Origin of the sequence: Brucepastera parasyntrophica (assembly GCF_022376835.1) — a bacterium.
Classification (GTDB): Bacteria; Spirochaetota; Spirochaetia; order Treponematales; family Treponemataceae; genus Brucepastera; species Brucepastera parasyntrophica.
The window spans coordinates 30,654-45,231 of the sequence record NZ_CP084606.1 but is presented as its reverse complement, the minus strand read 5'-3'; the positions used below and the strand labels follow the sequence as shown (position 1 = coordinate 45,231).

Genomic DNA, 14,578 nt, shown 5'->3' with positions numbered 1-14,578 from the left:
CGGTAAAAAGCTTCAGTAATTAAACAGATAGGTAGACCACTTTCAAAACTCGGTTAGCTTTGAAATCACCTCAGACAAGCGCGTAAGGATTTATTCTGAACGGAACAGTCACTGACTGCTGGAATTAAGGATTTCTGACTTTTGAGTAAAACCTTCCGGACAGTCAGCCGTCCGGAAGGCAATTATTTTGTATGCAGCTGTAATTTTACCTGTATATCAGACCGAAATCATACCGAAAACCATGGCAAAAAGCGCTACGGTTTCGCAGAGACCGACGACGGTAATATAGTTGGCAAAACCCTTTCCGGTTTCACACAGCGCATCTGAACCGGCGGCTCCGGCTTTACCCTGTCCGATAGCGGAAATCGCAAGGGCCGCGCCGCAAATAAGCCCCAACCCGAGCAGATACCAGGGATCCTTGGTCGAATCAACCATTGAATTCATTAACAGAAAACCGTATATAGTCTGGGTAAGAGGTGCTCCGGCAAAGGCTACAACAATAAAAGGCGCCGGTTTATCATTCATGTAGCAGCGTTTCCATGCCCCGATAGTTGCCTGACCGGCGATAGCAAGACCGATAGCCGAACCGATAGCGGCGATTCCCAGAGCTGCCGCTGCACCAAACATTCCAAAATTCATATTCAACTCCTATTTTTTAACCGCTTCGGAAAACGGTTCATATTTAAAGCCTGACCAGGTCAGACCGAGATGGTTTGAGAATTCCAGGGTGTTCAACCGTACACCGTGGACAATTACCGACAGAACATTCAGAATAAGATTTAATCCGTGCCCGAAGAACAGAATTAAAATACCGACAAACATCAGGAAACTGCCCATAAACGGTCCAACCATGGTATTGATGGTCATACTGATTGCGCCGCCCGCAAGCCCTACCGCCCACAGACGGATATAACTCATAATATCGCCGAACATATTTACCACACCGAGAAGCATGGTAATTATATTCTTTGAACTTTCTAACACCCCTTTGCCGAGACTTCCTTCGTAATTGGCAAATACAAAGTTAAGAACAAACCCGAGTCCGATTGCAACTATAACCATCGGATTAAGCGGGAATCTCTCACCGTCAACGACAAGAAACAATACCACAAAGAACATACCAACACACATCAGCAGGGACCCGAAATCACCGAGAAGTTTAAGCGATTTACGGTAGCGGATTATATTGATAACATGCGCCAGGGATATCTGAATCAGTCCCAGGGTAAAACAGAAAATCTGGATATTTGTCTCCGACGCGGGATTTCCGCCGTAGAACGCGGGGAGCGCTATATTCCGCAGAAAAGCGGGAAGCACATTCTGATCCAGACCGAACCATGTACAGGTAAGAATACCCCAGACCAGTGTCATTACAGACAGATAGAGCATCATATACAGCGCGGTCGGCACCGGTTTATGGCTTGCCTTTGTCTTGAAAATAACACCAAGCGCGATCAGAATCAGCAGAGCGCCGTATCCCCCGTCCCCGAATATCATGGCAAAGAAGATGCCGAAGAACAGCAGGAACCACAGGGAAATATCGAGTTCGCGGTAACCGGGAACGGTCCCCAGAAAATCAGTCAGGGGCGAAATCAGATTTACAAAGCGGTTATTTTTGAGAAGGGTCGGGACATTGTCCTCTTCAGACGGGTCGGTCGCCATGAACGCCCAGCCGTTCTGTTTTGCAGTTTCCGCCAGAACGGAAGCCTTTTCCTCGGGGATAAAACCGGTCAGCCAGGCGACATGCCCCTTTGAGTCTGTTTCATCGGTACCGAGCGGAACCAGCGGCATTCCTGAATGCACAACTTCGAATTCAATATCCTTGTTCAAATCCTTTTTGAGTTCCGAAATGGAATTGATATAGGGAATAAGGTCCTTCAGTTCCTGTCTGATATGGGGAAGACGCTGTTCTGCTTTCTCATACTCAGCGCGCAGCTCAGCCGTGGATTTTTCGGGAAGAATGAGTTCACGGGCGCCGGAAGGCATATCCTCATGGAGCAGATCGTCCTCGCCCCAGATAACACAGCGGATTTCCTTTTTATCGCGGCTTACCACAATTGAACGCACTGTTTCCGGCAAAGCCATATAACTCGCAACTGACATTTCAAACGGAAAGAGATACAGGCCCTTTTCAGCAAGATAATCAAAATCTGAGGGATCGACCTCGCCCCAGTAGGCAAGCCGGTCAAAATCACGTTCGACCTTTGACATGGTTTCAAAAACCGCGGAATGTTCGTCGCGCAGCTCAAGAACATGATCAATAAGTTTTAGTGTATCCGCTCTGTTCATCAGAGGCTTATAATCCTCTTTTTTTATATCGGTTTTTATTTCGGAAAGCGTGTTGTGCGCCTGGTCAAGCTTCGACATCACTGTCTGGAGGTCCGTCAGGTCCTGGGTCGACACTTCATGTTTTTCAACATGAAGAACCCCTGTTTTCCTGAGAGTTGTCAGAGCCTGTTTCCGTTCGCGGTCAAGAACCACCAGAGTGATTTTTTTCATCGGAACAATCATTCTGCAACCTCCCCTGTCACTTTTACAAGATTCTTCTTGGAGATCTTGCCCCGGACAACCGCGGCGACCTGCTGGTCGCCTATATAAACGCTTATCTTTTTTATATTGCTCTTTGCCTCGGGTATTTTCACCTTTTCAAACAGATTAACCCGCTGGCTGGTCGTCCTCAGCTCCTGCTGAAGAAGGCGGACCTGCTCATCGAGTACATTTGCTTCAAGTTCCAGGCTGAGTACTTTCTCGAGTTTATCCGATGCGGTATCAACCCATAGCGGTGTTGTATAGAGATTATACAGCCCCCGTTCAAATTCAGCGCCAGCAAAGACAGGTATTGAAACACCGGCAATATTTTCAGTTGAGGTACGTATTTCCAGTACCTGCACCGTATCAGGGGCAAAGGATTCGGCATCGGCGAAAACGGCAATCCATTTTTCAAATTCTGCATGGAGTGCATCCCTTCGGAAGCGGACCTCTTTTGCCCTGGATTCAATATTCCTGATCTCTGTCTGAAGCTGCTGTTTTTTAAGCTGAAGAGTCGGCAGATAGCGCTGATACATTTTCAGGCTTTCTTTTTGGGCTTTCAGCTCATTTTTTGTCAGCTTTATTGCCATTGATTAGTCCCTGTTCTGTTTTGGCCAGTATTTATTAATCAAATCGGATTTGATTCCCGTTTCTTCCGGTTTAAAACAGTCCGAAAGAATTTTCCAGCCCGCATTGAGCGCATCTTCCAGCGGAATATTTACTGAAAGATCCATCATCTGGTTTTCAAACAAAACACCGTATTTGAGCAGTTTGTTGTCCCATTCGGACATCATGAAGCCCATTGATTTTTTCTCCAGGGTATCCTTGTACGAGGAATACAGTTTTATCATATTATCCATAAGCGCGCGGTGATCATCCCTGGTTTTACCATTGACATTCTGCTTCAGACGGGACAGTGAACCGAATGGTTCAATGCGTCCGTTTTTAAGATAGAACTGTCCTTCAGTTATATATCCGGTATTGTCCGGAACAGGATGGGTAACGTCATCGCCCGGCATGGTTGTTACCGCAAGAATGGTAACGGAACCGGCGTCATCGAAGTCAACGGCTTTTTCATAGCGTGAAGCGAGCTGGCTGTACAGATCGCCGGGATAACCCCGGTTTGACGGTACCTGTTCCTGGGTAATTGCGATTTCCTTTAATGAGTCGGCAAAGTTTGTCATATCGGTAAGGAGTACAAGCACATCCTTTCCCTGAAGCGCAAACTGTTCGGCGACAGCGAGACACATATCCGGGATCATAAGACATTCTACAGTCGGATCGGCCGCTGTATGAACGAACATGACGGTATGGCTCATTGCTCCGGCATTTTCCAGGGTATCCTTGAAATAAAGATAATCATCATATTTCAGGCCCATGCCGCCAAGAATAATAATATCAACCTCGGACTGCATGGCGATCCGCGCAAGGAGCTCATTATAGGGTTCGCCGGAAATCGAGAATATCGGCAGTTTCTGGGAAACGACCAGGGTATTGAACATATCGATCATGGGGATACCCGTACGGATCATGCGTTTCGCAATAATACGTTTTGACGGATTAACCGAAGGTCCTCCGATGGGGACCAGATTATCCCTGAGAGCAGGCCCCTTATCACGGGGCTCCGCGGAACCATTGAAAATACGTCCGAGAACATTATCGGAAAAACTGACGCGCATTTCTTCGCCAAGAAACCTGATTTTATCCCCGGTTGAAACGCCGCGCCCACCGGCAAATACCTGGAGAGAAACGGTATCGCCGTCCAGCTTATTTACCTCGGCCAGAGACGTCCCGAAAGCGGTGTCTATTTCCGCCAGTTCACCATATTTGATTCCATCAGCCTTGACGGTAATAACGGAACCATTGATTGATTCAACCTTGCTGTATACCTTTTTCATACACTACTCCGTTTCCTTAAGCAATCTTTTTACCTCGGGTTCAAGGCCGCTCGTTTTCTCCTCGAAGGAGGACCGGATCTGAGTTTCAAGTTTTTTGAAACTCGCCGACTCCCATTTAGAAGAGTTATAGTCAATGAAGAGAGCCCTTATTTTGTTAAACCATGACCGGGCTTCATCCTTTTCCTCGAATGCAAAACCGGATCCGAGTATTTCAAGTATCAGGGAAAATATGTGTTTCTGGCGTTCCACACTGACAGCCGCATCAACCGGATCAAAGGTGTTTTGCTGGAGATAGACGGCATCAAGGAAGTCTCCCTTCAGGTATATGATAAAGTCATCGAGACTGGTTCCTTCCTCACCGACAACCTTCATCATCTGCTCAACTTCAGTCCCGCGCCGCAGAAAACTCCGCGCATATTCAACGAGATCCGACCTGATGACGCTTTTATATTTTGACCAGGAATCGAGCGGGTTTATTGCCGGGAATTTCCGGGCGTCGGAACGCTCGCGGGAAAGACCGTGGAAGGCGCCGACTACTTTCAGGGTCGCCTGGGTAACCGGTTCTTCAAAGTTACCGCCCGCAGGAGAAACAGTTCCGCCGATAGTGACTGAACCGGTTGTACCATCACGCAGCCGGACAATACCGGCCCGTTCATAAAAGGCCGCTATATACGATTCCAGATAGGCAGGGAAAGCTTCCTCGCCGGGGATTTCCTCCAGCCGTCCGGACATTTCGCGGAGGGCCTGGGCCCACCGGGAAGTTGAATCCGCGAGCAGCAGAACATCAAGTCCCATCTGGCGGTAATACTCGGCAAGCGTTACGCCGGTATATACCGAAGCTTCGCGGGCCGCGACCGGCATGGAGGATGTATTGCAAATGATAATTGTCCGTTCCATCAGGGATCGTCCGGTACGTGTATCAATCAGTTCCGGAAATTCTTTCAGGGTTTCTACAACCTCACCGGCGCGTTCACCGCAGGCTGCGATAATAACAATATCGACTTCCGCATTCCGGCTTGTATTATGCTGGAGTACGGTTTTTCCCGCGCCGAAAGGTCCCGGAATACAATACGTCCCGCCCTTTGCCACAGGAAAGAAGGTATCAATAGTCCGGAGCTTTGTGACCATTGTTTCAACCGGTTTAAGGCGCTCGGCATAACAGTCGATAGCCCGCTTTACCGGCCAGTTAAAGCTCATAGTCAGGGGAAATACCTTTCCTTTTTCATCCTCAATTTCCGCAATGGTGTCTTTCAGGGCATAGGTCCCCGCCGGTTTTATAGTCTTTACCGTATAGTTTCCGTACATGTTAAAGGGAACCATTATACGGTGAATAAAGTTTCCTTCGGGAACTGTTCCTATGGTGTCCGCGCGGACGACCTTATCTCCGGGTTTTGCAACCGGGGTAAAATCCCACTTGCTGTCATCAGGAAGGGGATCAAGATACATTCCCCGCTCCAGAAAGTATCCCGCTTTTTCCGCCAGGTCAGGCAGCGGGTTCTGGAGTCCGTCATATACTTTTCCGAGAAGTCCCGGCCCAAGTTCTACTGAAAGAAGATCACCTGTAAAGGTTACCGGATCGTCAATTGCAATGCCCTTGGTAATTTCAAAAACCTGCAACTGGGCAATATCTCCGCGGATACGGATAATTTCACTTTTCAGTTTTTTATCGCCGACCTGTACAAAACCGACCTCATTCAAGGCAACAACACCGTCAAATTTGACACTTATCATATTGCCGTTAATGGCAACTACCGTACCTTTTGTATCCGTCATGTTTTATTCTCCAAGAATCTGGTTATAAATTGTGGAATATGATGCACGCCCCGCTTCAACAGTGAAAGAGTCACTGCGTTCATGAAGGAGCAACATAAGACAATATGCGAAAACCGCTTCAGAATTAAAAAAACGGTTCCACGCAAGCTGTTCGACAAACGCAAAGCGTGTCCGGTATAAATACTGCTCCGCTTCCAGAGGATCATCATAACCGGCGGCTGTTTTCGCAATCTGAACAGTATCAAAGGCATCGCCTATTCTGCTTTCATCATCAGGATCGAAGGATATTTCCCTCTTCAGTTTTGAAGAACGTATCCGTTCAAGAGACAGACGGAGCGCCCGTTCTTTTTTGTACCACTGATCAACAACATCCGATCCGGTTTTTTCCGGAATACGCGGCGGTTCCAGGGATATGTTTTCAAGTATACGCATATCTTTCTGCGAAAGAAAATTCGCGGCGGTTGCCATAAAAGACGTATATGATATCCCGGCAGAAGTATCCGGCATAAGTGTCGGAAGCTGGGCCATCAGATAATAATAACTGCTCACTGCCCTATAGCTCCTTTGCGGCGGATTTTACAATATCCGAAACCCGGGGATTAAGATAAGAGGCGAAAAGCTCCGAGACGGCTTCAGCTGAGAAGTCGTAATATGCGGCCCCGTCCTTTGTCCCGATATGGAAACCGCCTTCAACGGAATCGTCCGTGCGGATTTCAAGACCTTTGGCTATTTCGTTCTTGAGCAGTGTTTTGAACGCCCCGTCCAGTTTTTCAGCGTCCGCCGGAGAAAGAAGAACGGAAATATCATCAGAACCGGATTTTGTACTCCATGCCTTGACCACTTCTGGGATCAGATCCTTAAGAACATCCGTACTGTAGGACTTTGCCGTTTCAGTCTTTATAAGCGCATCCAGTTCCGACAGGATACCGTCGCGGAACGAGATCAGCACATTCCGTGAGGCCTGTTTTACCGCAGCTTCAGCGGCCTTTTCATCACGGTCTGCGGAAGCCTTGCCGTTTTTTACAATTTCATCGGCTTCTTCCTGGGCCTTATCAACAATCGACTTTGCTTTTGCTTCGGCGTTTTTGAGTATTTCGGCGGCCTGTGATTCTGCCGTTTCCACACCGTCTTTTTTAATTTTGTCTAACAATTCCTGCAATTGAACGTCCATAATCACCTCTCAAATAATATTGTTGAATTTAATTATTAAAACTCGAAATGCCAAGTGGTTTTTTGCATATATGTATCTTCCGGGTACAGAATTGTATTCGGAAACTCCGGTCTGTTCGGAGAATCGGGAAAATGCTGGGTCTCAAGACAGAAAGCGGCATTTCCCTTATAAAATGCGCCCATTTTACCCGGAAAAAAATCGGTGAAATCGGCAGTATAAAACTGTACCGAGGGCTGTGTTGAACAGATTGTAAGCGACCGGCCGCTTTTCGGCTCAAAAACGCCCGCAGCGGGACGCAGCGGACCGTCACATTCATTTATCGCGTAGGTATGATCGTAGCCATGCGGCAGTGCTCCGATATCTTTGCCTATTTCCTTTGGCAGTCTGAAATCGAACGGGGTGCCGCTGACAGCGCAGAAAGTCCCTGTGGGAATATTTTTTTATCGGTTTCCATATAATGGTCGGCAAACAATTGTATTTTATGATCAAGAATAGTACCGTTTCCGCTTCCTGCAAGATTGAAATATGTATGGTTTGTCAGATTGACCGGGGTCGGCTCATCAGTAACCGCAGAATATTCAATTTCGATAGTATTATCCGGCGTCAGGGAATATATTACCTGCAAATCAAGATTTCCGGGAAATCCCTGCTCACCTGCCGGACTCCGCCGGGTAAAAACAATGCCGGCCCTGCGGGATGTACAGAAGGTATCGGTATTCCAGACCCTCATGCTGTAACCGGGGTAACCGCCATGAAGCGTATTTCCCTGCAGGTCAGCCTGCAGTGTATATGTTTTATTGTCCAGGGAAAACCGGGCGCCGGAAATCCGTCCGGCATACCGTCCGACAATGCAGCCGAATAAAAAAGGATTAACCGTATACCCTTCAAGGGTTGAAAACCCGAGTACAACATCATCGAAAATACCGGATACAGAAGAAAGGCAGATACTGGTGATGGCACAGCCAAGATTTGTTGCAGAAAAAGACATTTTTCCGTTTGAAACAGTGAAAATGGTAATGGGTTGGCCTGTTGATAAAACTCCAAAGGTCCTTTTTTTTATTTTCAAAGAATACCCCGTAATTATCTTGCTGTATCAACAGTCTATAGGAGAGACTAGGACTTTGCAAGAGTTTTGTCTTGCCATACAGTCTTTTTTGGCTGTATAGTTCTAGCATGGAGGGGAAAGTGCAGAATTTTTATGACCGGCTGGGAGAAATTCTAAGAGACAAACTGGATTCGGACGAAGACCCATTTACCGAATGGGAACCTCATACCGGAAATATCCGCCGGGCCGGAAACGCGCATGAACGCACCCCTCCTCCGAAACAAAAGCCCCGGCGTATAGCCGTTCCAAAAGAATTGATTAAGGATTTCCGTGTCCTGGGTCTTCCTCCGGGAGTTCCGCTGGAAGAGTGCAAGGCCGCATGGAAACGGCTTCTTCTTGAAAACCACCCTGACCGAAGAGCCCAGACCCCATCCGAACAAAAACGTTCGGCGCAAATTACATCCCATATTACCGATTCATATAAAAGGATTCTCCGCTGGTATGAAACCGGAAAAGTACTGTAAATAATATACTTTTGACCTGCAATCAGGAGACAGGCCCCGTTATCAGGCGCCTTTCGGATCAGTCCGGGTGCTCGGTATCAGGGAGCAGGTCTTCAGGCTCAATTTTTGATTCTATGCCGTATTCATCAAGTTTGCGGTGAAGCGTTTTTCTGCCGATCCCGAGAATTTCAGCCGTCTTGCTTTTGTTTCCATTCTGGCTGGCAAGGGTCTGGATGATAATTTCCTTTTCCGCATCGGACATGGTTATGCCGACCGGAATCTGAATGGATGCGTTTTCATCCTCATGCCTGATAGTCGGAGGCAGATCATCAATAGTAATGATATTGCCTGATGACATAACAACGGCGCTTTCAAGACAGTTTCTGAGCTGGCGGACATTTCCGGGCCAGTCATAGGCATAAAGCGCGGAACGCGCCTTCGGGTCTATTCCGCTTATAGCTTTGCCGTTTTCATCCGCGAATTCCTTAATAAAGGAGGTGATCATCAGCGGTAAATCATCCTTGCGCTCACGCAGCGGCGGAACATGAAGACTTACAACATTGAGGCGGTAAAACAGATCCTCTCGGAAACGGCCTTCGGCAACTTCTTTTCAAGATCACGGTTTGTTGCAGTTATTACTCTGACATCAACCTCAATAGTCTCCTCGCCGCCGACGCGCTCGAATTTCTTTTCCTGCAGAACACGCAGAATTTTTATCTGGAGCTGCTGGTTTATTTCCCCTATTTCATCAAGAAAGATTGAACCGCCGTGTGCAAGTTCAAAGCGTCCCCGTTTCCGCGCTACAGCCCCGGTAAAAGCCCCTTTTTCATGCCCGAACAGTTCGCTTTCAAGCAGGGTTTCGGCCAAAGCGGCGCAGTGTACCTTTATAAAGGGTTTGTCTTTCCGGGGTGAAAGATTATGCAGAGCGTCGGCTATCAGTTCCTTACCTACACCGCTTTCGCCGGTTATCAATACGGAGGCCTTGGTAGGCCCTACCCGCTTAAGCACATCAAAAAGCTTCAGCATTACCTGACTCTTTCCAATAATGTGTTCAAATGATTTCCTTTTTTCAACTTCGCGTGACAGTTCCCGGTGCTGCAGAACCAGCTCGCGGTTTTGCAGGGCGCGTTTTACAAGCAGGGACAGGCGGTCAAGATTCAGCGGCTTTGTCAGAAAATCATAGGCGCCAAGCCGCATCGCATCAACCGCGTTTTCAACAGTCCCGTGTCCGGTCAGAACTATGACCGGAATACCAGGTGTTTCAGTTGTTATTTTCCGGAGAACTTCCTCACCGCTCATCCCAGGCATTCTGAGATCAGTTATGACAAGGTCCACATCAGTATGGGCAGCTATTCCCAGACCTTCTTCACCATCCTGTGCAAGAAGGACCTCATATCCCTCCATTTCAAGGGCCGCGGCGAGGCCTGTACGGATATTTTTTCATCATCAATTACGAGAATAGTAAATTTCATATTTGTCTTAATCCTTCATACCCGATCATCTGTTTCGCCCGGCGCAGGACAGGAAGGGAAATAGTAAAACAGGTTTCCCTGTTTTCTACTGATGACTGAACGGAAATATCTCCCCGTGTTCCTTGACAACCTTATATGCCATTGCAAGCCCAAGACCGGTTCCGTCAACCTTTGTTGAAAAATAAGGCTCAAATATTTTCTGCAGAATTTCAGAAGGGATTCCTTTACCGTTGTCAATAATACTGAGATGGATCATGTCATTTTCCTCCCAGGTTTTTATTGTTATTTTTCCTTCCCCCTCTATTGCACCCATTGCATTTTTTATGAGATTGATCAGGACCTGCCGCAGGAGCCGTTCATCGCCATTAACCGGCAGGATGTTTTTTGCAAGTTTGAGACTCAATTCAATTTTCAGTTCCGACATTTCCGCGCTGAAAAAATCCGCAACCGACTCAACCAAGGTTTTTACGTCAAGCGGCGCGAGTGTAAGCGGTATCGGACGGACGGCAGTTAAAAAGTCAACAACAATTTTATTCAAACGTTCGATTTCTTCTTCCACAATGGCAAGATACTTCTTTATCTGCCCGCTTTCGTCCATATCAACGGAGGAAAGTTTTTTCTGAATAAGCTGGATATAAATACTCATTGACCCCAGCGGGTTTTTTATTTCATGGGCGACCGTTGCTGCAAGATTCGTCAGGCTGGCAAGGCTTTCAAGACGCCTGTTTCGTATTTCCTCATTTTTTTTGTCCGTTATGTCCCGTATTGTAATAACGGTTCCACAGACTGTTTTGCTTTGGACATAGGGAGTAATATTCAGGGACAGATACCGGATGCCCGTGGAATCCTCAAGACGGAATTCCCGGGCAATAATGGTTTCTTCGCTTATTATTTTCGCTTTGATATAATCGGCTATTTCCTGAACCAGAATACAATCCCAAACCGGAATATCCTGGGCATCGGCCAAATCCAGCGGCAGAATACGCGCTGCAATCTTGTTATTATGCATTACAATATGATATGAATCACAGACAATAACACCGATGGACAATGATTCAAGAACCGCGTCGAGTCTCTCATACTCTTCAACAACCATTGCCAGCAGACTCTGTATCTGTTCCGTATTCATACGTGAAGATTTCTGCAGGGCCCGGCGTATGAATTCTCTCATAAATCATCCTTCATATCTTGGATAAGCTGATCCATCACAGAAGCAGAACTTATATTGAATATACCGACCAGATCATAGGCTTCTCTGATGCGGGAAGTCCAGAGGTTAAACACTGCCGTTTCTGCGGCGCCGGAAAGTTCGGAATGAAGCGCATTATGTAACATATCCATAATCTTCATTAAAAACAAATTCCATATTATTTTGGGATTGCATTTATGCAGCATAAGTGAAAGCGTCTGCCCTGAAACGGCTGTTTGGCTGTCGGACTGCATTTTAGTCCGTACAGCATTCAGTTCATTCCGGAGAGCGGGAAGCGGGGTCCGGTTATGTTTTTCCGAATAACTCTGCATTTCATTGAGTACGAGAAAAGCCGCGGAAGAAATGATTTCCTGCGAAACCGGCAAAAACCGGTTAAAATATTCCGAAAGGGAAATATTTTCCGCAATACCATCATGAAAAACCCTTGAAATTACTTCATTGACCGAATTCTGGTCACGGTCGACAAAAGCGTAGGTCCGCACCCTTGAAAGGATGGTCGGCATTATAGCGCTTCTGCGGGAGGATGTTAAAATAAAGACTGTGGCTTTCGGCGGTTCTTCGAGCAGTTTCAAAAAAGCATTACGCGAAGATTCCTGCATCCGGTCGGCGTTTTCAACAATTAAAATCTTTTTTCTGCCGAATGGCGTCAGGTGCGCCCAGGAGGAAGCATTCCTCACCTGAGTCACCGGAATACTGTCATACAGGCAGTCTGTTTCAAGCTTTTCGGACAGGTTTACCAGTGAGTCTATTGTTTTTTCAGGAAGGCCTGCAGCATCGGGTATCTGCCGCGAGGGTCTGAGTTCTTCAAGCAGTTCTTCCATATCGGAAATTATGGAAGCGGCCTTTGAAAAACGGGATTCTTCCGTATTAAACAGAACAGGACTGAAGCGGACAAGGAGCTTCCTGACGGAACGGATAAACAGATAACGGGTGCTTTGAGTATTGGTCCCGAGAAAGGTTTTTGCGGCGGCCTTTATTTCAGGCAGGCAGTCGCGCGTACCGATAATAAGCAGATCGGGATGGGTCAGTTCCCTGTGCCGGAGACAGGAGCCGCAGGAACAGGTCCAGCCGGCGCTCCCCTGTGTACAGGAAAGAATACGGGCCGTTTCCAGCGCTGAGGTCAATTTGCCCGCAGCCTGCGGGCCTGAAAAAAGAACAGCAGCCGGCATCCGAGAAGAGGATATATCGTCGATAAGCAGCTGTATTGCGGGCTGCGCAATTACATTTTCAAACATTCAAAAACCTTTATAACTGAATAAAATAGTCAAATAATTTAAATTATTTGACTATTTCCAATTGGAAGTGTTTCTGATATAAAGAATCAGCTAATTCTTTATATCAGAAACATAACTTAAAGGAGTATATCAGGCACCTTAAAAGCGGCTTCAGCCAGCAATGGATCGAGCAGTCTGACAAACAGGCTGCCATCCGTAATAAAAGAAAGATCAAACCATGGCTGGACTCTGATAAGAAGCAACAGGACTGTCACAATCAGCAGTCCTTCCACAAGGCCGAGAAAAAAACCGAGGGCCCTGTCCAGATTTGTCATTGATTCTCCCCGGAACACCGCATGCATTATCCGCTGCAGTATTTTTATCACTATATACAGAACAAGAAAAATGACCAGAAATGCAACAATTTCTGCAAGAGTATTCGTTCCGGTTATTTTTATAACCACAGGGGTCAATGGTTTATAAAATATGATAGCACCTATTGCCCCTATTATTACAGCAGCCTTTGAAAAAAACTCCTGTATAAAACCTGATATCGTTACTTTTATAATCATTATAATTATAATAATCAGGAGTACAAGATCAAAAACTGAAAAAAAACTGAAAAAATCCGCCTTCACTGGTTATGACTCCTGTTTGTCCCCGCCCGATTCTTCAATAATAAGAGCGGCTATTTTTTTAGCCGGAGATATTGCGCCAAGTTTTTTTACTGATTCCGCCATATGTTCATACCTGCCGGTATCATCCGACAGTTTCATGACCGTTTCCGTTAACGAATCGGAAGTTACATTTTCGCCGGACAGCACAATCGCGGTCCCTTTTTTTTCAAAGAAACGGGCGTTCTCAACCTGGTCACCCCGGGAACTGCCTTTTTCAAGAGGAATTAAAATCATGGGCTTTCCGGCGGCTGCGCATTCCCAAATAGTATTTGATCCTGATCTTGAAATTACAAGCCAGGACGCAGCCAGAACATCAGGCATTTCGGCGCGGATAAAGGGATACGGCTTGTACCGTTCCAGCACCAGAGGATTCCGCGGTTCCAGAATCTGGTCGGTATTCATGGTCCCGGTCTGATGAACAACAATAAAGCTTTTGCATAATCTGTCTATACATCCGGGAATTAACTCATTTATCTGCCGGGCGCCAAGACTTCCGCCCTGTACAAACAAAACAGGAACGGAAGAGTCCGCGCAGTTCAAAAACCGCCGGCCCTTTTCAGCTGACGCGGAAAAAAAGGCTGACCGGACCGGATTGCCGGTAAAGACAACCTTTCCCCTGAGCTGTTCAGGAAAGGCTTCAACGGTTTCTTCATAAGAAACACAGATCACATCGGCGGCTTTGGCGTTAAGTCTGGTAGCCAGTCCCGGAGAAAAATCGCATTCATGAGTCACAACGGGTATGCGCAGCAATTTTGCGGCGAAACAGGGAGGAACACTGACAAAGCCTCCCTTGGAAAACAGGACCGACGGCTTCAGCTTTCTGAGCAGAAAAAACGCTGAAAAAAAACCGGCAACTATGCGGAATATATCGATGAAATTACTGAAGCTGAAATATCTCCGGAACTTTCCGGCCGGTATTCCGTAAAATGGGAGTCCGGCGTCTTCAACGATCCCGCGGTCAATGCCCCTGGAGGAACCTATCCACACAACCCGGCAATCGGCATATTTGCGCAATTCTTCAACAACAGCCAAACCGGGGAAAATATGCCCCCGCTTCCGCCGCCGGCACATGCAATTACTATCATA

11 protein-coding genes and 3 pseudogenes are annotated in these 14,578 nt (G+C 47.0%); 1 reads left to right on the top strand and 13 read right to left on the bottom strand.

What is annotated here, in order from left to right; all coding sequences use genetic code 11:
* Window positions 1–216: 216 nt before the first annotated feature.
* The 8 genes and pseudogenes from K7I13_RS00235 to K7I13_RS00200 form a co-directional block, all read right to left on the bottom strand.
* Window positions 217–639 carry an ATP synthase subunit C-like protein gene (locus tag K7I13_RS00235; RefSeq protein WP_255947090.1) on the bottom strand — a complete coding sequence of 141 codons (423 nt, stop codon included), beginning with the start codon at window positions 637–639 and terminating at the stop codon, window positions 217–219.
* Between the two features lie 9 nt (window positions 640–648).
* Complete coding sequence (locus K7I13_RS00230; RefSeq protein ID WP_255947088.1) at window positions 649–2,511, bottom strand: V-type ATP synthase subunit I; 1,863 nt, start codon at window positions 2,509–2,511, stop codon at window positions 649–651.
* A complete protein-coding gene (locus K7I13_RS00225) occupies window positions 2,508–3,119 on the bottom strand; it encodes a V-type ATP synthase subunit D (protein WP_255947086.1) in 612 nt (203 codons plus the stop codon). The genes K7I13_RS00230 and K7I13_RS00225 overlap by 4 nt, the downstream gene beginning before the upstream one ends.
* Window positions 3,120–3,122: 3 nt before the next feature.
* On the bottom strand, window positions 3,123–4,427 hold the full coding sequence (locus tag K7I13_RS00220) for a V-type ATP synthase subunit B (protein WP_255947084.1): 1,305 nt from the start codon (window positions 4,425–4,427) through the stop codon (window positions 3,123–3,125).
* Between the two features lie 3 nt (window positions 4,428–4,430).
* On the bottom strand, window positions 4,431–6,200 hold the full coding sequence (locus K7I13_RS00215) for a V-type ATP synthase subunit A (RefSeq protein WP_255947082.1): 1,770 nt from the start codon (window positions 6,198–6,200) through the stop codon (window positions 4,431–4,433).
* A 3-nt stretch (window positions 6,201–6,203) separates the two neighbouring features.
* Window positions 6,204–6,749: a DUF2764 domain-containing protein gene (locus K7I13_RS00210; RefSeq protein ID WP_255947080.1), complete on the bottom strand. Its 546-nt coding sequence runs from the start codon at window positions 6,747–6,749 to the stop codon at window positions 6,204–6,206.
* 4 nt (window positions 6,750–6,753) lie between these two features.
* Window positions 6,754–7,371, bottom strand: a complete 618-nt coding sequence (locus K7I13_RS00205; RefSeq protein WP_255947078.1) for a V-type ATP synthase subunit E — start codon at window positions 7,369–7,371, stop codon at window positions 6,754–6,756.
* 35 nt (window positions 7,372–7,406) lie between these two features.
* Window positions 7,407–8,359 (bottom strand): annotated as a pseudogene (locus K7I13_RS00200) (aldose epimerase family protein).
* Window positions 8,360–8,556: 197 nt separating this feature from the next.
* On the opposite strand from K7I13_RS00200, the gene K7I13_RS00195 reads away from it, so the two are divergent.
* Window positions 8,557–8,940, top strand: a complete 384-nt coding sequence (locus tag K7I13_RS00195) for a J domain-containing protein (RefSeq protein WP_255947077.1) — start codon at window positions 8,557–8,559, stop codon at window positions 8,938–8,940.
* Window positions 8,941–8,998: 58 nt separating this feature from the next.
* Here K7I13_RS00195 and K7I13_RS00190 read toward each other — a convergent pair.
* The 5 genes and pseudogenes from K7I13_RS00190 to murG all read right to left on the bottom strand — a co-directional run bounded on the left by K7I13_RS00190 (window position 8,999) and on the right by murG (window position 14,577).
* A pseudogene (locus K7I13_RS00190) lies at window positions 8,999–10,391 on the bottom strand (sigma-54-dependent transcriptional regulator).
* Between the two features lie 85 nt (window positions 10,392–10,476).
* Window positions 10,477–11,562: a sensor histidine kinase gene (locus tag K7I13_RS00185; protein WP_255947076.1), complete on the bottom strand. Its 1,086-nt coding sequence runs from the start codon at window positions 11,560–11,562 to the stop codon at window positions 10,477–10,479.
* Window positions 11,559–12,836 (bottom strand): DNA polymerase III delta subunit-related protein, encoded by a 1,278-nt coding sequence (locus tag K7I13_RS00180; protein WP_255947075.1) that lies wholly within the window; start codon window positions 12,834–12,836, stop codon window positions 11,559–11,561. The genes K7I13_RS00185 and K7I13_RS00180 overlap by 4 nt, the downstream gene beginning before the upstream one ends.
* A gap of 116 nt (window positions 12,837–12,952) precedes the next feature.
* Window positions 12,953–13,453, bottom strand: a complete 501-nt coding sequence (locus K7I13_RS00175; protein WP_255947074.1) for a CvpA family protein — start codon at window positions 13,451–13,453, stop codon at window positions 12,953–12,955.
* A gap of 3 nt (window positions 13,454–13,456) precedes the next feature.
* Window positions 13,457–14,577: pseudogene (gene murG / locus K7I13_RS00170) on the bottom strand (undecaprenyldiphospho-muramoylpentapeptide beta-N-acetylglucosaminyltransferase).
* Window position 14,578: the final 1 nt, after the last annotated feature.